This window comes from Virgibacillus ihumii, from assembly GCF_902726655.1.
Lineage (GTDB): Bacteria > Bacillota > Bacilli > Bacillales > Amphibacillaceae > Lentibacillus > Lentibacillus ihumii.
Genome location: NZ_CACVAN010000001.1, coordinates 870,458 through 893,361 on the forward strand (window position 1 = coordinate 870,458; position 22,904 = coordinate 893,361).

The window sequence follows — 22,904 nt, forward strand, 5'->3', positions numbered from 1 at the left end:
ATCACTCCCTCCTTATGGATAAACAGGTACCACATCAAGACCTGTTTGTTCATTCCATCCGTTAATAAGATTCATATTTTGAATCGCTTGTGTTGCTGCACCCTTGCCTAGGTTGTCGATAACGGAAATAACAGACAATACATTTGTACGCTGGTCAACTGAAGTACCAATATCACAAAAATTTGTTCCATAGACATCTTTAGTTGCGGGTAAACTTTTTTCAGGACGCACCCTTACAAAAAAATCATCCTGATAAAAATTTTCGTACAGTTGATTGACTGCCACATTTTTGATCGTCTCATTCAACTGTATGTATATCGTACATAAAATCCCTCTAGTCATCGGAACAAGGTGCGGATTAAAAATAACCGCTGACTCTTTGCCAGATATATCCGCAGCAATCTGTTCCATTTCGGGTGCATGCCGGTGACTTCCAGGCTTATATGCTTTCGTATTCTCATTAATCTCCGAAAACATCATCCCCTTTGCTGGCTTCCTTCCAGCTCCGGAAACGCCTGTTTTTCCGTCAACAATAACCGGTGTGGAATAATTCACCAAATTTGATTTCAACAATGGAGCCATCCCAAGTAATGCTGCCGTTGGATAACAGCCAGGGTTTGAAATAAAATTACCCTTACTAATTTCATCCCGATATAATTCAGGAAGCCCATAAATTGCCATGTCGAGATATTCTTGCGGGGCTGGTGCATCTTTATACCATTCTTCGTATAAACTTCCGCGCTTCAATCGAAAATCTCCTGATAAATCAATACATTGAATTCCTTTTTCTACAAAACCGGGGGCATGATCCTTGGCTACACCGGCTGGAGTTGCAAAAAATAAAATATCAACCCGTGAACTTATTTCATTTTCATTAAATCCATTCAGTGGCAGCTCCATAATATTGTGCAACTGTGGAAATTGATCCGTGAGCTGTTCGCCCTGTGTCGAACTGGAAACCAGCAACTCAAGTGAAACCTTTGGATGGTTATGCAAGTTGCGGATTAATTCTACACCGCCATAACCGCTTGCACCGATAATTCCTACCTTCATGAATATCTCCCCCGTAAAATGATTTGAGAATAATTATACATATTATTGCATAATTATTCAACAATAAATTTAAATAATTTTATAAGATATTACATGCAAACTAAAAAGGACATAGACTCGGATCGTATTCCGAATCTATGTCCTTAGGAAGATCAATTATAGTATTTGATTAACACTTCATTACATAGTGAGCGAGACAGTTTTTATGGAAATTTTCTACCAATAACCTTGCTATTTTTTGCGATAATCATCCAAAAAATCTTTTTGAAAGCTTGTTCTTGGCTGTTGATCGTCTTTTTCATCGTTTTTTAATTGTTTGAAGGTACTTTTCCCGTATTTTTGGGTCAGCTTTTCGATGGTGTCGTACAATTTTTCTTTATCCGCTTCTTTTTCATACGTAAACAAATCCAATTGCTTAGCAATATACTGCTTTTCTTCCACGTCTTGAACAGTAATTCCCAGCAGGCGGATCGGCTCCAGATTCCAGTGCTTATGCAGTAATTCATTAGCAAAATACAGAATGTCGTCCTTGTTTTCAATATAGGTCTGCAGCTTTTTGCTCCGGGTAATGGTTTTCCGGTCATAGTAGCGGATGGTAATCTGAATACTTCTTCCTGCAGCCTGTTTCCGTTTCATGCGCCGCTCCACATTATCAGCAAGCTTGCCCATCAACTGCCGAATCTCGGTATCATCTGTTGTATCAGCCGGCAATGTTTGTGAGCTGCCAATACTTTTGAATTCATGTACAGCTTCCGGATCCACTGCCCTTGTATCAATACCGTTGGCTCTGTTCTGCAAACGTTCACCGTTTATTCCGAGCACCTGTTTTAGTTGATATAGTTTCCCCTTTGCCAGATCTCCAATGGTATTGATATTAACTGCTTGCAATTTTTCGGCAGTTTTTTCACCTACTCCATACATTTCTGCAATTGGCAACGGCCAAAGTTTGTACGGCAGGTCACGTTTGCGTAATACAGTAATTCCCATTGGCTTCTTCATGTCAGAAGCCATCTTCGCCAAAAACTTATTCGGAGCGATGCCAATACTGCTTGGCAAATCCAATTCACGATTAATCCTGGACTGCAGATTATCAGCAATCTCCAGCGGGGTTCCAAATTCCGTACTATCCGTAACATCCATATACCCTTCATCAATGGAAACCGGCTGAACGAGAGGAGTGATTTCAGCCATCATCTTGAAGATTTCCCGTGAAGCAGTCCGGTACCGATCGAAATTCGGACGAAGCACACGCAGTTCCGGACACAACCTTCTTGCCTGCCATAACGGCATCGTTGTTTTGACACCTTTGGCCCGCGCTTCGTAGCTGCTCGTTACAACAATTCCCTTTCGCTCTTCGGGATTGCCGGCAATAGCTAAAGGTATCCCCTTCAATTTTGGATTATAGGCCATTTCCACGGAAGCATAAAACGAATTCATATCGACATGAAAAATAACCTTGCCTTTTTTAGGCTGCATGACTAACACCCTCTGCGAACATCCGTTTGTATTACCAATTATAACATAAGAAAATTATAACCGTGAAATACTTTTTAGAAAACCTTCCCTTATGGGAAATCCAAAACTTCCCCTTATAATGGTATCATTTAAAAGCCAGTCCTTACCCGACTGTATAAAGAGTTAACTCCTGATCCAAAACGGGTTTTATTGGCAGTCACCGAGCTTCCAAAGTTTATCGACTATGGCAGCCGGTCTGATCCGATTTTATCTCCGGATCTCTTTCCGATATGCATAAGAAAAGAGCAAGGAAATAAAGATGGCACCACCAATAATATTGCCAATACTTGCCGGGATGAGATTAAATAATAAATATTCATACCATTCATAGTTGTCGGATGCAAATAGACCAAGGCTAAAATAGCCCATATTTGCCGCGCTGTGCTGAAAGTTACCTGCCACAAAAAGGGTAACAGGCAACGCTGTGCCCATAATTTTGCCGATCATATCTCTGGCCGAGGTTGTTAAAAAAGCAGCCATGCCAATAAGCCAATTGGCGACGATCCCCGACAAAACGACCTGAATCCAGCCAATCCAACCATGCTCAGCAAATTGCATTTTATGACCAAGAAGGGTTTCAAGTCCTTTCGTGAATTCAGGTGTCATGGAGCCTGAACCAATTATTAACAGGGCAACAAACAACGCGCCTGCAATGTTGCCAATATAGGTTGCAACCCAGAATTTAAGGTATTTATGTTTCTTCCAATAAGATTTTTGCAAATAATATGTTGGCAAAAGCACATTCACTTCGGTAAACAAAACAGATCCTGATATAAATACCATTAGATAACCTGTTGCAAATCCAAGTCCCTGCAATAAATAGGCCAGTCCTTTAGCATCAACGCCGAGAGAAAGCAATACCGAAAAAACAGCCCCAAAGGTCATAAATGATCCGGCTGCTAAAGACAGAATGAACTGGGATGGCATATTTTTATTAAGATGCTCTTTCCCTTTTTCACCGAACGTCCGCATAACCTGTGATGGAAGAAAAAACTGCCTTTCAACTTCCTTTGGTGTGCTGTTGGCTTGGTGCGATAATTCCTGGTTGTCTTTGTCTCCCATAAGGTTGCCTCCGATCTGTTTGGGGTCTGAGCTAGCTGGATTGATTTAAGTAATTAGAAATTCTGTGAACTGAAAAAGGGAGTCACCGTTATTCAAAGTTTAGCTGTTAATTAAATGCCATCTTCCTACATTCCGAAAAGCAACCCATGACGACTTTATGACGTTTGATTTGTTCCCCCGGTAAAAATGGACAAGTGGCTATTGTGAATTTTTGTCTGACAAAAACCCTTTCTCCTCTATTTCTGGGAAGAGCTTATCTCTTTCAAACTTTAATCATTAAAATTTCTTTTTTCTTCTAATTCATGATCTTTGTTTGAATAAGCCAGCTTAATCAGCTGGTTTTATCTCGCCGTTTCCTCTAACTGAATCAAAGGCTTAATCTTTCTTGTCATATTCCTCTATCGGCGCTCCATTTTCCCGCGCCACCGTCTATATAGATTCATTGTTGTAATATCCCCATTTATTTCTACGTCTAAACGTACGATATTTCCCTTACTATTTATCCTGTCTTGTTGGTGTTTGCTGAAAAATAATGTCTATTTTTTCCGGATAAATTTACTTATTAGCTCATACAAGCACAGGCCCTACAAGACTCGCTACAAGTGAATGGCTAGTTCTTACTAATACATCTGCTGTTTTGCGTATGTTGTCTTTCACGTATTTTCCTCTTGCGTCATGCTTAAGCATGTGCTGGAGCCGTATAAAGTTTTTGCGCTTTTTTCATGTTTTTGCGGTTAAAGCTCTTTAGCCGCATAGCATTAAGGATAATCACCAGAAAACTGGCTTTTTGGATGAATATCAAGTTTGATTATATTCTACACTACTTAACTCCGTTTTCCAGAATTGAAAAAGTTTTCTTGGAACAATCAATCTCCGCCATTGCACCATACGGCAAAACTAATTTTGGCTCAGTATGACCGAAATTCAGGTTATAAAGAACAGGTAAGTTTTCTAAATTATTTTCCCTCATAACCTGATGAATGACTTCTTTATATAATTCATAATACCTCTCATCCATTGGTTTGCCGAAGATTAAACCGCTTGCCTTTTGCAGTATGCCCTGTGCGGCATAATTACGAAGCCAATATTTTATAAGATCGGGTTCCGGTTTCTCTTCGGAGGTTTCAAAAAAGAGAATGCTATCCTCCCAATATTTTGGTTCTGGCCAGATTTCTGTACTTTTTGCGAACTCCAAAACGTCGATGCAACCGCCAATAAGTCTCCCTTGTGCAACTCCAGATCCGTGCAGCACTTCATATCCTGTATTTAGTTGCATTGTTCGTCGTTGATTTTTATTTACTGCATCCCATTCCAAATGTTCACTCGTCCATTTTTGGGCAGGGTTGATTTCACCAATAACTTCATCAGAAAAAAGTGTGCGTTTCAACATTTCAATAGTATAGGGATCCATTTCAACGTTTTCAGCAAAATCCGTCAAAATGGCTGGACCGTAAAAGGAACTTACTCCTGCTTTAAGACAAAACAAATGAGAAACTGTCACGTCGGAATAGCCCATAAAAATTTTAGGATTTTCACGAATTACATCGAATTCAATATACGGTAGTAAACGAATACTATCTTCACCACCAATATTAGCAATGATTCCTTTAATGCTTTTATCCTTAAACGCCTCCATTAAATCTTCGGCACGTGACTGTGGATTCTCATAAATATAATCAGAACCTTTCAAACTATTGGGCATTGGAACAACCTCAAGTCCAAAAATATTTTCCAACCTCTTTACACCTTGCTCATACCGCCATCTAAGTTCTGCGTCCCCTGCCCCTCCCCAAGAGGGACTTACTGTCGCAACTTTATCTCCCTTTTGCAATTTGTTTGGTTTTATTAACAAATCAACCCCACCTTCCTAAAATGCATAATTTCATAATCTTGATCCATTTTAGCATCTTCTGTCTCATCCCTATCTTTTCAGCAAACCTAATTGATCCTTTATTCATTTCCTGAACTCATTTACAATTCTTGCGCCCGTTCGTATAAATAAAAACCACTCAGATACTTTTCAAATGAGTATCCTAAAACTGTGGATATTTCAATCCATAGGCAAGCATTCTATCCATCCCAATATGGGCTACCCAAATTGCAAAATAACATTAAAGAAATATAGCTTAGAACTTGCGTATGTATTGGGCGCCAAGGCTTATTGCGGAATGACGCCCGATCGTATAGTTGAACAAGGTTTACCTATTTCCCAACAATCTTTTGATTGTTCTGATCTGTCCACGATGGTTGATTTCGTCTTCCATAACATGAAACCATAGATAATAATTGTTATAAGGTACGCCATTATCCCATTTATTCTCCTCAAATAACCAGTTATCATCCTTGGATTTAAGATGGGTTATTGTATTTTCTCTAACTTGTGTTAATTCATCTAAATAATAATCAATAGAATGATTTTTAATCACTTCTCTTGCCTTATCTCCTAACTCCAGAGATGTTCCCCTTTTTAGGTATTCATCTTTTGTTAAATCTCTTTTTTCAAACGAAATAATTTGATGAACATACTCAATTGAGGCAATATGTGATAAAAGAGAACCAATTGAATTTGAATTATCATTTGGTAAGTAATCTAAATCGCTTTGGTTTAAATTAGAGACTTCACTCCATGTAATTTCCCTCGAATGTTCAAGCATCCATACTAGTTCCCCTACTTTTTCAGTAAAGTTTTCTTTTGTTTTTATTTTATAATCAATCACCCATCTACCTCCATTCTATGGTATGCACAATAATACCAATAAAAAAGAAAAAATAAAGACTGATAGTTTGTGAAAATATATGGTATAATTTAATTTGAACATACAAGAAACGCAACCTATTTTTAATTAGTGTGGATCTATGTCAATTAGCTGTTTAAACTCAATCAATGAATCGAAAAACAAATTCTGAATACGTTTCATTTCTAAATTTAATTGTTCTTCATTCTCGCCCTCGAATTGTTTATATCCCATGATGCAATATCAACGCCAATCCTTATTAGAGATTAGCGCCCTTTTGTGGAATACTGGTTAGTTTTCTCTGAGATACCGTGCTGTTAATGTTTGACCTTCCCCTGACATTTGCTTGGGAGTACCTTCAAACATAACTTCCCCACCTTTGATTCCTCCATCAGGGCCGAGGTCGATAATCCAATCCGCTTGTTTTATGACATCCATGTTATGTTCAATCACCATTACAGAACTTCCGTTTTCAACCAGACGATTTAAAATGTCCAACAAGTTGGTGATGTCCGACATATGCAGACCTGTGGTGGGTTCATCCAAAATATAGACATTTCCCCCTTTGTGCAACTCGCCAGCAAGTTTAACCCGCTGGCATTCTCCTCCTGAAAGAGTGCTTAGAGGTTGTCCCAGTGTTAGATAGTCTATTCCAACATCATGTAGTGCCTGTAATGTACGGCAAATATCTTCTCTATCGAAAAATTGAAGTCCCTCAATTACTGTCATGTCTAAAATATCTGAGATGGATTTTTCATCTAACTTATATTGAAGCACCTCATCTTTAAACCGTTTACCATGACAGGTTTCACAAGTGGTTCTCATACCTTCAAGAAACGCAAGGTCCGTATAAATAAATCCGTTCCCCTGGCATTCCGGGCAGGCCCCTTTTGCATTAAAACTAAAAAGTGATTTACTTACCTTGTTGGCATGCTAACGAATCTCTGATAGCATCCATAATGCCCGTATATGTCGCAGGGTTTGATCGAATTGAGGTACCTACAGGCTTTTGGTTGATCACAATGGCATCTGGATGCTGTGCCACAAACTCATCAAAAATCAATGTACTTTTCCCCGAACCTGCCACTCCGGTAATTGCTGTAAGCACTCCGCAAGGAATATCAACAGTCACGTTCTTTAGGTTGTGTTTTGAGGCTTCGACAATGGGAAGGTATCCATTATGTTCGCGGGTTTCCGTTTTTATCGGTTGTTCAGCCCTCATATATCTCCCGGTTAATGTTTCAGCATCGTATAACCCAAGCACATTTCCTTCATAAACAATTTCGCCTCCATTTGTACCTGCCTCTGGTCCAATATCTACAATATAATCAGCGATCTCAATCACATCCCGGTCATGTTCTACCACAATTACGGTATTCCCTTTGTCCCGGAGTTCTTGCAGCATCCGATTGAGTCTGTGTACATCACGGGGATGCAATCCAATACTTGGTTCATCGAAAATGTAAATCATGTCCGTCAAACTGCTGTTAAGATGTCGTATCATTTTAACGCGCTGAGATTCACCGCCCGATAAAGTTGAAGTTTCACGGTTTAGCGTAAGATAATAAAGTCCCATGTCCATGAGATGATGTAATCGACCTGCAATATTGGAAATAATCGGTCTTGCTACTGGATCCTTTATGGTATCTATTACCTTTATCAGTTCTCCTACTTCCATCGCAGCGAGCTGCGCAATGTTATAACCATTAATTTTACAATTTAATACTTCTTGATTTAATCGAGTTCCATTGCATGCCGTGCAATGTGTTAAGGTGATATATTTCTTAACATTATTCGATAATTGATTGATCTCTTTTTCCAAGTACATGCGTCTAAACCTGTCTACCACACCTTCAAAATACTTGACGGGTTCATTTTTCAAGGGCAATACGATTTTCTTATCTTTTCCATGTAGCAACGTTTGCCACTCTATATCCGTGTAATTCATTAACTTTTTGTCTGGATTGAATATACCTGAGATTAAATGTTTCTGCCAATACCAGGTCCCCACGGAGAAAGTGGAAAACAAAATCGCTCCTTCATTAAGTGACTTTGCCTTATCGAATAATTTTTCTTCATTCGGCTCTATCCTCCGTCCGATTCCTTGACATTTTGGACACATTCCTTCCGGATTATTGAAGGAGAAAACTTTGGATTCACCAATAGACGGTTTTCCAATACGAGAAAATAACAATCGCAGCAATGAATAGATATCTGTGATTGTACCAAGTGTTGAACGTGCATTTCCTCCTAAACGCTTTTGGTCAATCACCATAGCAGGAGAGAGATTCTCAATAGATAATGCCTCAGGTTGACTGTATGTTGGTAATCGATTTTGGATAAATGTCGTAAAGGTTTGGCTCAATTGCCGTTGTGCTTCCTTACTGATTGTATCAAAGACAATGGATGACTTCCCTGATCCGGATATACCTGTAAATACGGTTATTTTCTTTTTTGGAATTTTAAGAGATATGTCTTTTAAATTATTTTCATTTACTCTTTGAAGCTTGATATAATCGTTTTCGTTCACCATCACACCGCCTTAGGAATATTTATTGGGTATAATCTTTAATGTTTAAATTGTAAATGGAGGAATATACTGACCATCTATATCGGTGAATTGGTACTCTTTTGCCAAGTCGCCAACTCGTAACACTTGCCCGTTTTTCTCCATGACATCCGGGTCACTTGCCAGTGCCTTTATGCCACGTCCAACATAATAAGGTGTTTCGGTTCGTATTAATTCCTCTGACTCTTGCCAATGTTCCTCATCTGACTTATGGTGCTTTAACACTAGCTCCGTTCTCATAAAACCAGGTGAAACAGCAAGAACCGCTATGTTATCCTTTTTCAACTCTATTGATAATCCATACGACATTCGTATCAGTGCATTTTTAGCTAAGTCATAATAAAACTGTCCCGTGTATTTGTCTTCGTCCCAAAAGGTCGTGTGAACGATGAGAGCATGTTCATTCTCCCGAAGTAACGGAATGGCGAAATGATTCGTGGCCAACTGAGCCCGCACTCCAGCAGTGAACATCGTATCCCAATGTTCCAAAGACAATTCCCAAAAAGGTCTGGCTTCGATTGAAAGATCATGTGCACCCCATACATTATTAACAAGAATATCTAACTTTCCTTGTTCCTTACGAATGCGTTCAATAACTGATTTTGTTTCTGCATCATTCTTATGATCACAACGAACGGCTATTCCTTTCCCGCCGTACGCTTTTATTTGTGATACAGTATCATCAATCGTTCCTGGCCAATTATTCGTCGATCTCCCTCTAGTACTTCTTCCTGTAACATAAACAGTTGCTCCAGCTTTTCCTAATTCGACCGCAACGCCACGTCCAGCCCCTCTGCTTCCGCCTGTTACTAGTGCAATCTTTCCAGTTAATGATTCCATGTGTACCAATCCTCCATGTATATGTTATTTTCAATATACTGGAGTATTCTTGACATCCTTTGTCATATTTTATTAAATAATTATAATAAATTTTTTGAAGGGGTGATTATATTGAGAGGAGATAGACTAGTATCCATACTTATGTTATTACAATCCCACGGACAAATAACAGCTAAACGATTAGCAGAGAAATTGGAGGTTTCCGAGCGAACCATTTATCGGGATATGGAGGCATTAAGTCGAACCGGTATCCCGGTTACAGCAGAACGAGGTATAAACGGTGGCTGGTCATTACTTGAAGATTATCGTACCAATTTAACAGGTCTGAAGGAATCTGAAATTCGTGCGTTATTCGTTCCCCAGTCTACACACTTACTTGATGATCTAGGGTTGGCCCGTACTTCCGAAGAAGCTAGGAATAAACTGATTGCTTCACTGCCTTCCATTTACCGTGAAAACGCTAAAGATGTCTGGAATCGTATTCACATTGACACAAGCACATGGCACCAGCGAAAAGAAAAGATCGAGTCGTTCGAAATCCTTAAAAATGCCATTTGGGGGCAACAAAAATTAAAAATTAAGTATCAGCGTGCAGACGGAGAGACAAACGAGCGTATTGTACAGCCACTGGGTCTAGTAGCTAAGGGAAACCGCTGGTATTTCATTGCTTCCAAGGAAAATGATGAGATCCGAAATTATAGGGCATCACGTATTCGTTCTGCAATGCCCACGGAAGAAACATTTAAAAGGCCGGAGTATTTCAACCTCGCTCAGTATTGGGAGTCCTCTACAAAAGCCTTTATAGAAAAACTGCCTCGTTACGAAGTGTCGGTGAAAGTAGCGCCGTCTATTTTGACATGGCTAAAATTCTCAAGTCGATTTGTTCAAATTGTTGAAGTCGACAATTATGTTCAGAACGACTGGATATCTGTGAAGCTTTCTTTTGATACCGAAGATGAGGCTAAGGGATATATCTTAGGTTTTGCTAATCGAATAAAAGTGGTTGAACCTAAAGAATTACATGATAAGATCCTTAAAATGGCTGAAGCCACTGTCGCGTTTTATAAACAATGGAAATGATATTTGGGATTTTCTAGCTTCCCGTTTATCACTAATCAGGTGCAACAGAGAATTACGCAACTACTTTATCTATTTTATAAACGGTTCAATTTTATTTCAAAGCCAATCCGCACTATCCATAATTAGTTCATGTTCTTAGTTACTCTGCAAGGCTTTACCAATGTACTGATAAATTTTTGCATCTACACCATGCTGCAATTCATTTCCAGGGTTTTCTTCATGGAACTTTTCAGCAGCCTTTATAAACTCAGGATCATTTTGCGATCCTGACATCCCTGCAAGCTCTTGCCATTGATTAGCAAGACTTTGAACATCTTTATCCGTTGCAGACGTACCTTGTTCCATGTGGTTACGAAGCTTTTCCATAACCAAATCAAATTTTTGTTCTGCCTTCTTTAATTCTTCTTTATCCATGCTATCATATTGCTTTTTCATTTGATCTAACTGGTCTTTCGAAAAGTATTTTTCTTTATTCATTTTCATCACTCCTAATAATTTTGTTAATTCTTCAACCGATAAGACTTGCTGGTTTTGAATTAAAGCTAATGCATTCGTTAACTCATTTAAAAGATCTTGTTGCTTTTGTATATCCTCTTTCAAACGAGTTATTTGAATAGACAAGACTTCTGATGCACTATAACTGCCGCTGCCGGCTAGGACAGATTGTACATCTCCCAACGATAAGCCAATGTGTTTTAAAGACAGGATTTGCTGCAGCTTTGAGAGGTCCGACTTATTATAAAGCCGATGACCAGATTCGGAGTGATCGGAAGGAGAAAACAATCCGATTTGGTCATAATAACGCAAGGTCCTTACCGTTAATCCTGTTAGCTTCGCAAGTTCTCCAACTTTCCAATAATTCTTCAAAATAATCGCCCTCTCAATCCTGTTGCTTATCTGTACCTCAACTGTAATCCCTTACGTCACGTAAGTTGCAAGCCCAAAAGCAAAAATTTTTAATGAAATTCAGTCTGTTTTAAATGTGGACTAATAATAGGGCTTTTATCCAACTTAGTTGTACTTTGAGATTAGATTAGCTTTTAATTACACTTCCCACACATCATCGTAAAATGGTTTTGATTTCAGGAGGTGAAAATAGATAAGACCTTCCACAGATATGACAGCTGGATTCAATCGACTTATTAGCATGAATATATTCCAATAAGTCTTTACTTTCCATGGAATATAGTAATCCATAGAACATTTCTTTTGAACATCCACACCAGAATTGAACTTGATGCTGACCTATGACTTCTGAATCGCTGAAGTATTCTTTTAAATTTTTGTTGATCTGTATACTGTTCATATCTTTAAGGTTTTTAAAGATGGTTGAGTTCGTATCTATCTTTTCTTTAACTTCGTTTAACAAATATTCGGGGGCACCTGGAAGCAATTGTGCATACATGGCATAGCTATAAAGAATTGTATTTTTTTCATCCAAACATACGTTTGTTTCTATGTACGTTTCCACTTGCTCACTTTGCTTAAAGTAATGGGAAAGGTCATCGTCAATGTTCTGATAAGGCATGTCTGTGATTCCCGTAAATTGATTCATATCCGATCCTTTAATCATACGAATGGATGCTTCATGTCCAATGAGATCCTTAAAGGAAACATCTTTCATACCTTTAGCCTTTAAAAGACTTTGACTAGCATATCCACGAATATTACCATGTGCATCTGTATCCGCGAATATCCTATATTTAGGGTTACTCATTGTAATAATAGCACTCAATCTTTGCTCTCCCTTCATAGTTGCTGAAAGCAGACTAATCCCAGAGATTGTTTTACCTAGAGCAAGATTAAGCAATCGATGATTTTGCCTATTTAAACTGATGATTTCATCAATTAACGCTGTATTATCTAAAATAAATAGACGGACTTGTTTATCAAAGACCAAAGCCTTTATAATCTTGTTTCTCATATCAATTATCCTTTCCTTACGTAATGAATTGTCGTTATACAACTATAAAACATTACCTTACGTAAGGTTCAAGTACAAATTTATACTATTTATTTGAGGTAAGGGTTAAGACCTTGACCTACTATGACTTTTTCAACAAACTTGCCAAGTTTCGGAAGGACACACTATTCAATTAGGGCGCCCGTTGTAGTTCTACAATGCTTCTGTTTCGGAAATTACTTCCTTTAAGTTTTCTACGGTTTTATTTGTCTTATCGTTATCTGTAGGGATGGGTGATTTTACTTTTCTTTCTGCTGAATCGTTATTTATTGTAGTCATTGGGGGATTTCTTGTATTCTTTATTGGAGGGTTAAGTTTTTTTCAGAAGCGGGCTTATTGAATAGCTTAATATTCCAAGTTTGATCAGGGTTTAAAGGGGTAGCGACAGGTTCCCTGTCACTACCCCATACAAACGTTGGCGATACCTCATATAAGAAAACGAAAATGGATCAACTTATAAGGAGGCCTAACTGTGATGAGTATATCTAACACGGTTGCCGATTCCAGAATGCAAAAACGTAAAAAGGGAAAGAAAAAGCGCAGACAGCTGAGGTTCAAACGGTTCCTCCTCTTTTTTGCTATATTAGCCGTCTTATCCCTTGCAGGACTTACCGCAATTAATGCAGCTGGTAATGTCTTGATTGATCAAGAGAAGATTGAACAATTGCAGAATCCTTCTACAGGAAACGCGGAATCAACCCGCGAGTATGTGTCAATTCAAGAAATGCCGGATTACGTATGGAAAGCCTTTATTGCCATTGAGGACCACCGTTTCATGTCACATTTCGGTGTTGATCCGATTAGTCTGGGCCGGGCACTGTGGACGAATATCCAAGCCGGGGCATTCGTACAAGGCGGGAGTACGATTACGATGCAGCTTGCACGCAATTTGTTTTTATCCTTTGAAAAAACCATCCCCCGCAAGTTGAAGGAAATGATCATCGCTGTGAATCTGGAACAGCAATACTCGAAAAAAGAAATTCTTGAGATGTACTTGAATGACATCTATTTCGGCCATGGAAAGTTTGGCATTGAACAGGCGGCTCAACTTTATTTTGAAAAGACCGTACGTACTGACGGACAAAAAGAAACCATTCGTTTGGCTGAGGCGGCAATGCTGGCAGCTTTGCCGAAAGCTCCGGAATATTATTCGCCGATCAAGTATCCGCAAAAGGCAAAAGAACGTCAAGAAATCGTATTACATCGGATGGTCGAGTTAGGCTTTATTACGAAAGCCGAGAAAGTAGCTGCATTGGATACAGAAATTATGCAGGTTGCGTCTTAGTGTTTAGTGAATCTAAATCCTTTAATTTTGAAAATAACAAGCCGCATTTTCTATTGAAAAATGCGGTTGTTTATAAAGTGAATCTTCAATCATGGTAATCCTTAATCAAAAATTCTGTTACTATTTTAAGATTAGGCGCTTTGAACCTTTCTCCAATAGTAATTTTTATCATCATCAATCCTTGTATGGAAGCGAAATAGTAAAAAGCCATTTCTGAAGCATTCCCCTGTTTAAATTGATCAAGTTCCTGGCCTTTTTCGATTAAATGAGTTGTTTGGTTTAATAATGCTTCACTCTGTTTGTTAAGATCCTGTATTTGAGAAGAAGGTTCTTCCATGCTCAAGGATTGGTTCATAAGCATATAAAATTCTGCAACCTCCTCATCATTATCAAGATCATTCAAAATGTCCAGCGTAAAAAGTCGAATTAATTCCTTTGGTGACTCATCACTTTGAAACTTTTTCACAACCTTGTCTAACCCTTCTGCAGCATAAGAAACCAGTTCATTAAATAAATCCCCTTTGGTTTTATAGTGACGGTACATCAGCCCGATACTGATTCCCGCACTGTCCGCAATATCCTTTACACTTGTAGCTGCAAACCCCCTTTTTGCAAACAGCTTTATTGCGGCTGAATGGATTTTATTTCTAGTTGCAGTTCTCATTGCCTCATATTGTTCTTCCGTTCTAGGCAAGAATTTCCCTCCTATTAACCAATCATGTTTTCCTTATTATCTATACTTACTATTTCATATATTTCAAAGACAATAAATTATTGATTCCACTTTTCTGGACACTCTTTTCTGGAAGAGGCGTCCTTTTATACTCTTCAAAACCCAACTTTTTATATAATTTCATGGCAGGAAAATTCGTATCGGCAACTTCTTCAATTACGTAATCACTGTACGGAGCATTTTCAAGAATATGTCGTATAATTTGCGATGCCACGCCCTTTCCTCTGAATTCATTAGCCGTTCCAACAAATTCAATCGAACCTGAATTGGGAGGAAAATTTTCAAAAGGGGCTTCCCATTCTTTTTTTAAAACAATACCTGCAATGATACCTTTAAAAAATCCTAAGTGCTTTCTCAACTCTTTTTTATTAAGTTGTATCGATAAAGTTTTACCATCTGTACATGCAGCCATTCCAGCAACTTTATCATTTGCTATAACCACATAAAATTGATTTAAAACAAACATATGCGCAAAAGCCTTTGCAATTTTATTTTTATCCTTGGAAAAATAGTCGAGCCACTGTGAGAATCCTTCCGCAAAAATTTTAGACATCTGCATTCTTACATCTATATCAACTTTATCCGCTTTTACAACTTTAAACTTACCATCTCCTGATTGCATTTATACCCCCCTTTTTTTAATGAATGAATATATTTTCATTATAAATCAAAACACCGTGATGTCAAACAATCTCTCCAATTCAAAAAGGCACTTTCTTATTCATTATCATGAAGAACGATTTCCTTGGTTCTTCCCCGGTATTGGCGAGTAAACAACTCTGATGGAGAAAGCCGGATTTAAGGTTACATTTGCTTATCTCTTTGAGAGACCGACACCACTAAAAGGCACTAATGGTTTGAGAAACTGGATTGAAATGTTCGGAAAGATGATGTTTGAAGAATTAGATCGTAAAACCTTAAATCTGGTCATCGCAAATGTTGAAGATAATTTAAGGGAAACCATGTTTAAAGAAGATACATGGATTGCAGATTACAAAAGGATTAGAGTTATTGGGATAAAGGAATAAGATCGGGGCGGAAAGTCTCCCCTTATTCCACAAAGGGACCACTTCCGGAACAAAATTTCGGGTTTGTCAAATAAAGTGTGTAAGTCATAACTTACTCAAGATATTTTAAGACCCTGTCTTTGAAATGATCATGTACAAGAAGCTGGTTCATAACCATAGCCCAGTTCCGGAGATGTCCGCCATCCCATTTGTCTTCCAGTTCCCGAATTCGTAAAAACAATAGTTTTAACAGGGCATTCTCGTTGGGGAATGCTCCTTTTTTCGTTACTTTTCGAAAGCTGGAGTGGATACTTTCTACGGCGTTTGTAGTATACATGACTTTGCGTATGGCACTTCCATAATCATAAAGCTGTTCAACATGATTAAAATTTCGTATCCAAACATCAATCGCCCCCGGATAGGCAGCCCATTGTTGTTTAAAGGATTCAAAGGCACTGTGACAAGCTTTTAAACTTGGTGCACCATATACCTTTCTTAATGCTTGAGTAAATGGCTTATAATCCTTGCTTGGAACGTATTTTACAGAATTACGTATCAGGTGAACCATGCAGCGTTGAACGACAACGTTTGGAAAAATGGCTTGTGCTCCTTCCTCCAATCCACTGACACCATCCATGGAAATAAAGAAAATGTCCTCCACTCCTCTGGCTTTGATTTCATCAAAAATCTGCATCCACTTATGCTTGCTTTCTGTTTCATTTAGCCATAGCCCAAGTATTTCTTTTGTTCCCTCCATGGTGTAGCCAAGAATCGTATAGACGGCATATTTCTTTGTCTCATATTGGTTCCGGATAGTCGTATACATGCAGTCCACAAATACGAAAGCATAACAGTTACTTAAAGGCCTCGCCTGCCATTCTTCCAAATCAGGTAATACACTGTCTGTAATGTCCGAAACCATGTCATGGGAAACCGAAAAACCATAGATATCTTCCACCGTGGAGGAGATATCACGTTGGGACATTCCACGGGCATACATGGCTATCACCTTGCTTTCAATAGCCGAAACATCCTTTTTCCGTTTAGGGATAAGTTTTGGATTAAATGACCCGTCACGATCCCGAGGGACTTGAATATCCAATGCACCTGAACTGGTATGAATGTTTTTCTTACCATATCCATTCCGCCTGTTCTCTGTGTCCTTTTCGGCTTTATCATTCGATTCATACCCCAAATGATGATTCATCTCTCCCTTTAACATAGATTCAAACATGGGTCCAAATATATCTTTTAGGGCGTCCTGCATATCTTCAACGGACTTTGGCTGGTATTCTTCAATAATCTTGTTCGCTAATTCTTCGGAGTAAGGATTTCTTTTCGGCTTTGCCATAAAAATCACTCCTCTAGTCTAGTAATTCTATTTTACCAAATAAAAAAACTGTGTGAGTAAGAACCGTACGCATTCCTACTTACACAGTTAATATTACACTCCCAAAATTTCTTCCAGAAGCGCGCCCTATTGCTTAACATTTTATCTTTAGGTCAACTTAACAAAAAAGAGTGCTTATTGACTCCTTAGTTACTATTCCTATTTTTTAAAATGTAAATTTCTTTCTCCGTTTAATCCGTATTCGCATCATATTTTTTACGGATGGATTTCTTGGGTTTCTCAAAATCCTGAGATTTTATACTCCACAAGTCGTCCCATATTTGGTCTTTTAGTTCCATTAACTTATCCATACGCTTATCCTGTTTATCACCCAGTGCTAAGGCAAAGTCCGTGTTTATCTTCTCTACTTCATAACTTAAATAATCTACAACCTTATCGAAGTTATGTCGTTCACGTCGATATCTATCTACCCATTCTCCCCTTATGTCACGTATCATCTTTGTTCGTTTCACTGCCTCGGTTCTTGCTTCCCCCATGGCATCTGCTTGCCACATACGCCATTTACTGGCTATTTCAGCGGATCTATCAAACTCTTCCTGTAACTGGGACTGATTTTGAACATTTGTGTACGTACCATCAGCAGCTTCTGCTACATCTTTTAATTGCTTTTGTCCATCATTATCCACTTTAAACCCAATAACATTAACTCTTTTTTGAGTGGCAACAAGAATCCGGGTTAAAAGAGTGTTCATATTCGTCATGACGACGAAGCCATGTCTTTCCGTTGCCGTCGCTGCGTCCGGATGGCTGTTCCCAGTCCTCCTGCCTGCCGAGTGCTGTTAAATCGAGATAATTGAAGTTACCAAGCAGTAGATCAGTTCCACGGGCGTACGTTGTATACGTGTGAAAAATTCTTTCACCATCGCGAAGAAAAGTGCTTACACCAGGTACTTCCATTGACTGTCCGGAATCAACGGGCACACCCTTCTGAACAAGCTCATCCTTAGTCAAGTAATTGTATTCAATTGGGGCAACGGATTCGTCCAACGTCACGTGAAAGTCATAGTTAAAGTTGCTATCGTGAGATGAGTACCAAGGAATATTCCAACCCATGCGCTCCTTGTAGCGTTGGAGCTTGGGAAGTGGAGCACGGGATACCAGAGCCAGCGACGTATTTCGTGCATGCAGGTGGGCAAGATGACCGATATTGTCCACTGCCAGTGAGCAAGCCGGACAACCTGCTTCCCAATCGGGGTCGAACATGAAGTGATGCACGATAAGTTGAAGACGCCCTTCAAACAGATCAAGCAGACGTGTCTTACCATGCGGACCCTCAAAGACATAGTCCTGATTAATCTCTACCATTGGGAGCCGGCGACGTTCAGCATTCAGCGCATCTCGTTCCTTAGTGAATTCCTTCTCTTTGGTCAGCAGTTCCTTACGTGCCACAAGCCATTCGTCACGTGATACGACATTTGGTAGTTCCAGATGATTTTGCGTTTTTTTCATATCATCTTCTCCCTTTTGTTTTTTTAAGGTTAACACGTATGATGACTATGAACTTCTTCTAGATTGCTAAAACAATTCCTTTATTTTTTTGCCGTTTCTTTTTATTCAATTAAATGGACCTAAAAAATTAGCACATTTCTTACTACAGAAATGCGCCTATTGTTGAACTATGACAAAACTTTATTGGTCCATATATAGTTTGTAAATTTTAAATTCTGGTCCCCAAGATTTTTGACCATAAAGATCTTCTTGGTTTTTATCCTCACAAGTCATACAATAGTGCCAAACTCCTCCAGGCTTAAAATTAAATGATTTATTCTCTGTTTTCCAGCCGGTGCCCCCACCAGTTAGCTAAGTGTTCTGATTCTGAAAACGTTTTGAAGACGAGTTCCCTTGGTGCATCAAATACTTTCTCCAATACAAGTTTCTTCCCATCAACATAAGAGTTCAAATGATTTGTCGCATCCTTTTCAGACATTAATGTTCCTCCTTATTTTTATATATTCATCCTCTTGATAAGGTCATGACATAGTAAACTTTTTACTCCTTCATAAAACCAGTAATTTTACGATACAGCTTCTCAGGGTGAGTAAGATTGACCGTATGATCAGCACCAGGAATTTCTACAACCTGAGCGTCTGAGTGCTGTTGAAAGTAATCTGCAACACGATGGTTATCGAGTGAATCCTCCTTACCGATTATTAATAAAGTCTTGGTCGTCAATTCTCCTAATCTTTCGATAGCCGGTGGTTGCGGCCAAACCATTTCAATTGCGGGCCATTCAAACATTCGGTTCATATGGTACCGGAGCATTTGAGCCATCAAATCGCGGTGAGGACTTGCCGTTACCACACGGTACGATGAATCACTGAGCAAAAGCTTAACCATTTTATCAATATTAGGGGCAGCTTCATGAATCGTCTTCATACTCTCCTCGAATTCCTTCGAATAGCTAAATCCGGATAATCCAGGCGCAAGTAATACAAGTTCTGAAACTCTTTCTGGGTAATCTAAAGCAAATTCAGTGGCAATTTGACCACCCATTGAGTGACCGATAAGTGTCGCTTGATTAATTTCTAGATGATCAAGCAGCGACAGCAAATCTTCAACATGGTTGACATCTTCTAAAGGGGACGGTGATTTCCCGGTTCCCCGTCCGTCAAAAGCAACGACCTTGTAGTGTTTGGCTAAATGAGGTGCGACAAATGACCAGTTCCGTACATCAGCACCACCAGTCATAAGAACCACAGGATGGCCACTACCATTTACTTCGTAATACAAATCCATAAAATACCTCCATCCAAATTAAATTTATAATTTGATAATTAAACTATGTTATTTTTCCTAAATAAACCTACCCTTTTTTGCTTAACTTCGCTTTTTCTGTAAGCTTCTTGTTAAATAATAAAATCTCCCCTTTTGATGGCCATGTTATATCCGTAAGCATTATCTGCACCATTTTTTGACCAATAAATTCGTAAGTTTCCCTTTTTAATATGGATGTTAATATCGGGCACAAGTTCCTCCTGCTGACTTTTTTTATTAAGTTATTCGTTCAAATAATGTAATCCATAATTGAATCCCCTCTCAGCTATCTATCATTATTATAATGATTAAAAACAACTTTTTTCTTTCTTATTCCTTACATTCTTAAGTTTACGTCGATTACAGGTTCTTGATGAACACCCTTCTAGTCAAATTTGCCTAGATGAACCTATTTAGTATAATAAATCGTAAAACAATTAAAATTTGATTAGATGATTTCATTCTTTGGATTGGGGGTGTTCAATGTCCACAGTTAAATTACTTCCTTGAATAAGCTTGAATCACAGGGAATGACCAAGAAAGTAAATTCAAAGAACGATGTAAAACTTGGTCCATCGCGAACGGAATACACAACCACAAAACAAGGGGAATCCGAAATTGCAACTTTTCTTGAATCGGCACTTGTTAATGTCGACATTCAGCAGTTTGCGTTTGGTATTGCATTCACAGACATATTACCACGGAAAAAAGTGACTACACTTTTAAAACAACGCTATAATGTACTAAAAGAATCAGCTAACTTTTTGAGAAGTCTGCCAACGGATGAACTATCACGCAATCCCTTCAAGCACCCCGAACTTGTTGGTCTTTGGGCGGACTCCGAGCATGCAAAAATAGGACATAGTGTGATAGGAACTTTTAGATCGCTATTTTTGCAGTACTGTAAGCAATCTAGCACAAAATCAATTGTGTTAATTGTGTTGTGTTAAACGGAATCAAAAGTGGGCTATTAGCTTTTTACTTTCTGCATTTTGTATTGGCGTTATCACGTTTCCAATCGATCAATTTTGGGTTGCTAGAAGATTTATGAAAGACTAACTTTCTTCCCTATGTTCAATACAAAATTGGGTGCTTCCTTTATTCATCAAAAACGCCCTTTAGCGGAAGATTACAGTCACAAATTTATAACCAATTTGAAATTAAGGAAGAAATTACTTCACTTAAAAAAAACTGATTTTTCCATAATTTCTTCACCATCTAAAAGTGTAGCCTCCTCCACGGACATGCCTGTTTTTTTAAGAAACGCCTGGACTGCGTGGTACCCAACAGCATAACCTCCAAAGCGAGGTGTTCCTGTCAATTCAATAACTTCATAATCTAATACCTGATCACCAAATATATATTTTTGAACTTCACTAAATCCTTTGACAGAGAGAACTTCTCCAATTATGGCACGAGATTTTTCTAAATCCTCGGTAGTAATTTCTTTGACCCAAGGACCTACAAACTCAAAGCCATACATGCTTTCTGCAAAACTCTCTGCCAATCCTTCTACAGCCAAATACTTTGCTACTGTAATATCATTCATGAAATTCCAGTCAATATTTTTGAAAAGCACATTATGATGGAAGTCATGGGCAATAGCAGATTGAAGCATGGATAAACTGTTTTCATTTGGGGCGATAACAATTTGTATATAACCTGGAATGCCACCAAATCCCATTATACCTTGTGTACTTGCTAAAGTTGTAGAGTCACCCAAAAAAATCCCCAATAATACTTTTTCAGGTATAGGTACTCCTGCAGTTTTAAATCTATTTCCAGCATTTTGTATTGTTTCTTTCGCTAACTTCCAAGCATCAATAGCCTGAAGTTTATCCAGTGCTTCCTCCATTTCTTTGTCATGCCCTGTCAATGGCAAGGCACCCAACCATTCCGGGTTGAAAGGCAAATACTTCTCTTTGAGTTCATGATAAGGTTGTAAAAACTCTTTTTCATAAAACTCTCCTCTCTTCTCTTCAGGTGTTGCCAATAGTTTCTCGTATAAACTTTGTGTGTTTTGGATTGTAATTTCCATCTTAAAATCCTCCTCACTCACTATAATTTTATTTTTAATGAAAATTTCCCTCAACAATCTGGCGCTTATATAAGATATTGGCGCTACTCATTTATTAGGGAATAGCGCCCGTTTCCGTAATATAGTTACGCTATCTCTAGTCCTGCAATATTATAAATTCATTTAAAATGAAAAACCTTATTCCTGTTCATCCCCTTACTATTTTTAGATTTAAGATCGAAATAACTTGAGTTTGCTATCTTTTTATTGTTTTCGATAGTATCACCCACTTTAAAGCACTTGAAAAAAGTAAAAGGAAGATGATGCCTGTGAGACACCATCTCTGCTACAAAAATCTTCGGTAGTTCACCCCTGATCCATCGCACTTTCATCCATGTACATGACTTCCCAAAGGTGGCCGTCTATATCCTGAAAACTCCATCCGTACATAAATCCATGGTCTATAGGGTCATTTGCAGGCTTTCCGCCAGCTTCCAATGCTTTGTTTACAAGCTCATCAACTTGTTCTCTACTTTCAGCGGAAATAGCCAGAATAGCTTCGGTATTGTTGGATGTATCAGCAATTTCTTTGTTGGTAAAAGTTTTAAAAAACGTTTCGACGAGCAGCATTACAAATGTATTTTCATTAATCACCATACTTGTTGCATTTTCATCCGTAGCTTGAGGGTCAAATTCAAAGCCTATCTAAGAAAAAAAAGCAACAGATTTATTCAGGTCTTTTACCGGCAAATTTACGTAAATTTGTTTCGCTTGCAATCCCATTTCAAATCACCTCATCGTTTATTTTCCTTACTGGATTTCTTTCAGAGGGCCATCTAAGCAGTCGAGTTGTTCGCCAAATTCCTTGACGGTACCTTTT

20 protein-coding genes and 2 pseudogenes are annotated in these 22,904 nt (G+C 38.5%); 3 read left to right on the plus strand and 19 right to left on the minus strand.

Annotation, left to right across the window (positions count from 1 at the left end; translation table 11 throughout):
• Positions 1 to 12 precede the first annotated feature (12 nt).
• The 8 genes and pseudogenes from argC to HUX68_RS04335 all read right to left on the minus strand — a co-directional run bounded on the left by argC (position 13) and on the right by HUX68_RS04335 (position 9,774).
• Positions 13 to 1,053, minus strand: a complete 1,041-nt coding sequence (argC, locus tag HUX68_RS04300; RefSeq protein WP_174613682.1) for an N-acetyl-gamma-glutamyl-phosphate reductase — start codon at positions 1,051 to 1,053, stop codon at positions 13 to 15.
• Between the two features lie 231 nt (positions 1,054 to 1,284).
• Positions 1,285 to 2,529: a DNA polymerase IV gene (locus tag HUX68_RS04305; RefSeq protein WP_174613683.1), complete on the minus strand. Its 1,245-nt coding sequence runs from the start codon at positions 2,527 to 2,529 to the stop codon at positions 1,285 to 1,287.
• Positions 2,530 to 2,775: 246 nt separating this feature from the next.
• Positions 2,776 to 3,630 carry a formate/nitrite transporter family protein gene (locus tag HUX68_RS04310; protein WP_174613684.1) on the minus strand — a complete coding sequence of 285 codons (855 nt, stop codon included), beginning with the start codon at positions 3,628 to 3,630 and terminating at the stop codon, positions 2,776 to 2,778.
• 820 nt (positions 3,631 to 4,450) lie between these two features.
• Positions 4,451 to 5,482 (minus strand): S66 family peptidase, encoded by a 1,032-nt coding sequence (locus HUX68_RS04315; RefSeq protein ID WP_174613685.1) that lies wholly within the window; start codon positions 5,480 to 5,482, stop codon positions 4,451 to 4,453.
• A gap of 181 nt (positions 5,483 to 5,663) precedes the next feature.
• Complete coding sequence (locus HUX68_RS19520) at positions 5,664 to 5,729, minus strand: DUF4260 family protein (protein WP_174616338.1); 66 nt, start codon at positions 5,727 to 5,729, stop codon at positions 5,664 to 5,666.
• Between the two features lie 99 nt (positions 5,730 to 5,828).
• Positions 5,829 to 6,347, minus strand: a complete 519-nt coding sequence (locus HUX68_RS04325; protein WP_174613686.1) for a DinB family protein — start codon at positions 6,345 to 6,347, stop codon at positions 5,829 to 5,831.
• A 309-nt stretch (positions 6,348 to 6,656) separates the two neighbouring features.
• A pseudogene (locus HUX68_RS04330) lies at positions 6,657 to 8,898 on the minus strand (ATP-binding cassette domain-containing protein).
• A gap of 42 nt (positions 8,899 to 8,940) precedes the next feature.
• Positions 8,941 to 9,774, minus strand: a complete 834-nt coding sequence (locus HUX68_RS04335) for an SDR family NAD(P)-dependent oxidoreductase (RefSeq protein ID WP_174613687.1) — start codon at positions 9,772 to 9,774, stop codon at positions 8,941 to 8,943.
• 111 nt (positions 9,775 to 9,885) lie between these two features.
• Between HUX68_RS04335 and HUX68_RS04340 the strand changes: the two genes are divergently transcribed.
• Complete coding sequence (locus HUX68_RS04340; protein WP_174613688.1) at positions 9,886 to 10,854, plus strand: helix-turn-helix transcriptional regulator; 969 nt, start codon at positions 9,886 to 9,888, stop codon at positions 10,852 to 10,854.
• 135 nt (positions 10,855 to 10,989) lie between these two features.
• Here HUX68_RS04340 and HUX68_RS04345 read toward each other — a convergent pair whose 3' ends face one another.
• Together HUX68_RS04345 and HUX68_RS04350 are read right to left on the minus strand one after the other, a co-directional pair.
• Positions 10,990 to 11,721: a MerR family transcriptional regulator gene (locus tag HUX68_RS04345; RefSeq protein WP_174613689.1), complete on the minus strand. Its 732-nt coding sequence runs from the start codon at positions 11,719 to 11,721 to the stop codon at positions 10,990 to 10,992.
• 193 nt (positions 11,722 to 11,914) lie between these two features.
• Complete coding sequence (locus tag HUX68_RS04350; protein WP_174613690.1) at positions 11,915 to 12,778, minus strand: Hsp33 family molecular chaperone HslO; 864 nt, start codon at positions 12,776 to 12,778, stop codon at positions 11,915 to 11,917.
• Positions 12,779 to 13,292: 514 nt separating this feature from the next.
• Here HUX68_RS04350 and HUX68_RS04355 point away from each other — a divergent pair.
• The gene (locus tag HUX68_RS04355; protein WP_246206604.1) at positions 13,293 to 14,102 is read left to right on the plus strand and encodes a transglycosylase domain-containing protein; all 810 of its coding nucleotides are present in this window, start codon (positions 13,293 to 13,295) and stop codon (positions 14,100 to 14,102) included.
• An 85-nt stretch (positions 14,103 to 14,187) separates the two neighbouring features.
• Here the strand turns inward: HUX68_RS04355 and HUX68_RS04360 are convergent, their stop codons facing one another.
• A complete protein-coding gene (locus HUX68_RS04360) occupies positions 14,188 to 14,796 on the minus strand; it encodes a TetR/AcrR family transcriptional regulator (RefSeq protein ID WP_174613691.1) in 609 nt (202 codons plus the stop codon).
• A 49-nt stretch (positions 14,797 to 14,845) separates the two neighbouring features.
• A complete protein-coding gene (locus HUX68_RS04365; protein ID WP_174613692.1) occupies positions 14,846 to 15,457 on the minus strand; it encodes a GNAT family N-acetyltransferase in 612 nt (203 codons plus the stop codon).
• Between the two features lie 160 nt (positions 15,458 to 15,617).
• Between HUX68_RS04365 and HUX68_RS04370 the strand changes: the two genes are divergently transcribed.
• Positions 15,618 to 15,863 carry a hypothetical protein gene (locus tag HUX68_RS04370; RefSeq protein WP_174613693.1) on the plus strand — a complete coding sequence of 82 codons (246 nt, stop codon included), beginning with the start codon at positions 15,618 to 15,620 and terminating at the stop codon, positions 15,861 to 15,863.
• A 91-nt stretch (positions 15,864 to 15,954) separates the two neighbouring features.
• Here HUX68_RS04370 and HUX68_RS04375 read toward each other — a convergent pair whose 3' ends face one another.
• From HUX68_RS04375 to HUX68_RS04405, 7 genes and pseudogenes are all read right to left on the minus strand, one after another.
• A complete protein-coding gene (locus HUX68_RS04375; RefSeq protein ID WP_425509501.1) occupies positions 15,955 to 17,193 on the minus strand; it encodes an IS256 family transposase in 1,239 nt (412 codons plus the stop codon).
• Positions 17,194 to 17,423: 230 nt separating this feature from the next.
• A complete protein-coding gene (locus HUX68_RS04380; RefSeq protein ID WP_174612715.1) occupies positions 17,424 to 17,954 on the minus strand; it encodes a vWA domain-containing protein in 531 nt (176 codons plus the stop codon).
• A complete protein-coding gene (locus HUX68_RS04385) occupies positions 17,896 to 18,702 on the minus strand; it encodes a DUF899 domain-containing protein (protein WP_174613694.1) in 807 nt (268 codons plus the stop codon). The genes HUX68_RS04380 and HUX68_RS04385 overlap by 59 nt, the downstream gene beginning before the upstream one ends.
• Before the next feature lie 313 nt (positions 18,703 to 19,015).
• Positions 19,016 to 19,180: an SRPBCC family protein gene (locus HUX68_RS04390; RefSeq protein ID WP_174613695.1), complete on the minus strand. Its 165-nt coding sequence runs from the start codon at positions 19,178 to 19,180 to the stop codon at positions 19,016 to 19,018.
• A gap of 62 nt (positions 19,181 to 19,242) precedes the next feature.
• Positions 19,243 to 19,989: an alpha/beta fold hydrolase gene (locus HUX68_RS04395; RefSeq protein WP_174613696.1), complete on the minus strand. Its 747-nt coding sequence runs from the start codon at positions 19,987 to 19,989 to the stop codon at positions 19,243 to 19,245.
• A gap of 1,195 nt (positions 19,990 to 21,184) precedes the next feature.
• Positions 21,185 to 22,045, minus strand: a complete 861-nt coding sequence (locus HUX68_RS04400) for a DUF2268 domain-containing putative Zn-dependent protease (RefSeq protein WP_174613697.1) — start codon at positions 22,043 to 22,045, stop codon at positions 21,185 to 21,187.
• 345 nt (positions 22,046 to 22,390) lie between these two features.
• Positions 22,391 to 22,807: pseudogene (locus HUX68_RS04405) on the minus strand (VOC family protein).
• Positions 22,808 to 22,904 lie beyond the last annotated feature (97 nt).

Excerpts from the sequence above, each read along its gene's own strand:
- HUX68_RS04335 (WP_174613687.1), bottom strand. The coding sequence starts at position 9,774 with ATGGAATCATTAACTGGAAAGATTGCACTAGTAACAGGCGGAAGCAGA.
- HUX68_RS04310 (WP_174613684.1), bottom strand. The coding sequence starts at position 3,630 with ATGGGAGACAAAGACAACCAGGAATTATCGCACCAAGCCAACAGCACA.
- HUX68_RS04370 (WP_174613693.1), top strand. The coding sequence starts at position 15,618 with ATGGAGAAAGCCGGATTTAAGGTTACATTTGCTTATCTCTTTGAGAGA.
- HUX68_RS04390 (WP_174613695.1), bottom strand. The coding sequence starts at position 19,180 with ATGTCTGAAAAGGATGCGACAAATCATTTGAACTCTTATGTTGATGGG.
- HUX68_RS04395 (WP_174613696.1), bottom strand. The coding sequence starts at position 19,989 with ATGGATTTGTATTACGAAGTAAATGGTAGTGGCCATCCTGTGGTTCTT.
- argC (WP_174613682.1), bottom strand. The coding sequence starts at position 1,053 with ATGAAGGTAGGAATTATCGGTGCAAGCGGTTATGGCGGTGTAGAATTA.
- HUX68_RS04355 (WP_246206604.1), top strand. The coding sequence starts at position 13,293 with ATGAGTATATCTAACACGGTTGCCGATTCCAGAATGCAAAAACGTAAA.
- HUX68_RS04400 (WP_174613697.1), bottom strand. The coding sequence starts at position 22,045 with ATGGAAATTACAATCCAAAACACACAAAGTTTATACGAGAAACTATTG.
- HUX68_RS04350 (WP_174613690.1), bottom strand. The coding sequence starts at position 12,778 with ATGAGAAACAAGATTATAAAGGCTTTGGTCTTTGATAAACAAGTCCGT.
- HUX68_RS04375 (WP_425509501.1), bottom strand. The coding sequence starts at position 17,193 with ATGGCAAAGCCGAAAAGAAATCCTTACTCCGAAGAATTAGCGAACAAG.
- HUX68_RS04380 (WP_174612715.1), bottom strand. The coding sequence starts at position 17,954 with ATGACGAATATGAACACTCTTTTAACCCGGATTCTTGTTGCCACTCAA.
- HUX68_RS04365 (WP_174613692.1), bottom strand. The coding sequence starts at position 15,457 with ATGCAATCAGGAGATGGTAAGTTTAAAGTTGTAAAAGCGGATAAAGTT.
- HUX68_RS04305 (WP_174613683.1), bottom strand. The coding sequence starts at position 2,529 with ATGCAGCCTAAAAAAGGCAAGGTTATTTTTCATGTCGATATGAATTCG.
- HUX68_RS04385 (WP_174613694.1), bottom strand. The coding sequence starts at position 18,702 with ATGAAAAAAACGCAAAATCATCTGGAACTACCAAATGTCGTATCACGT.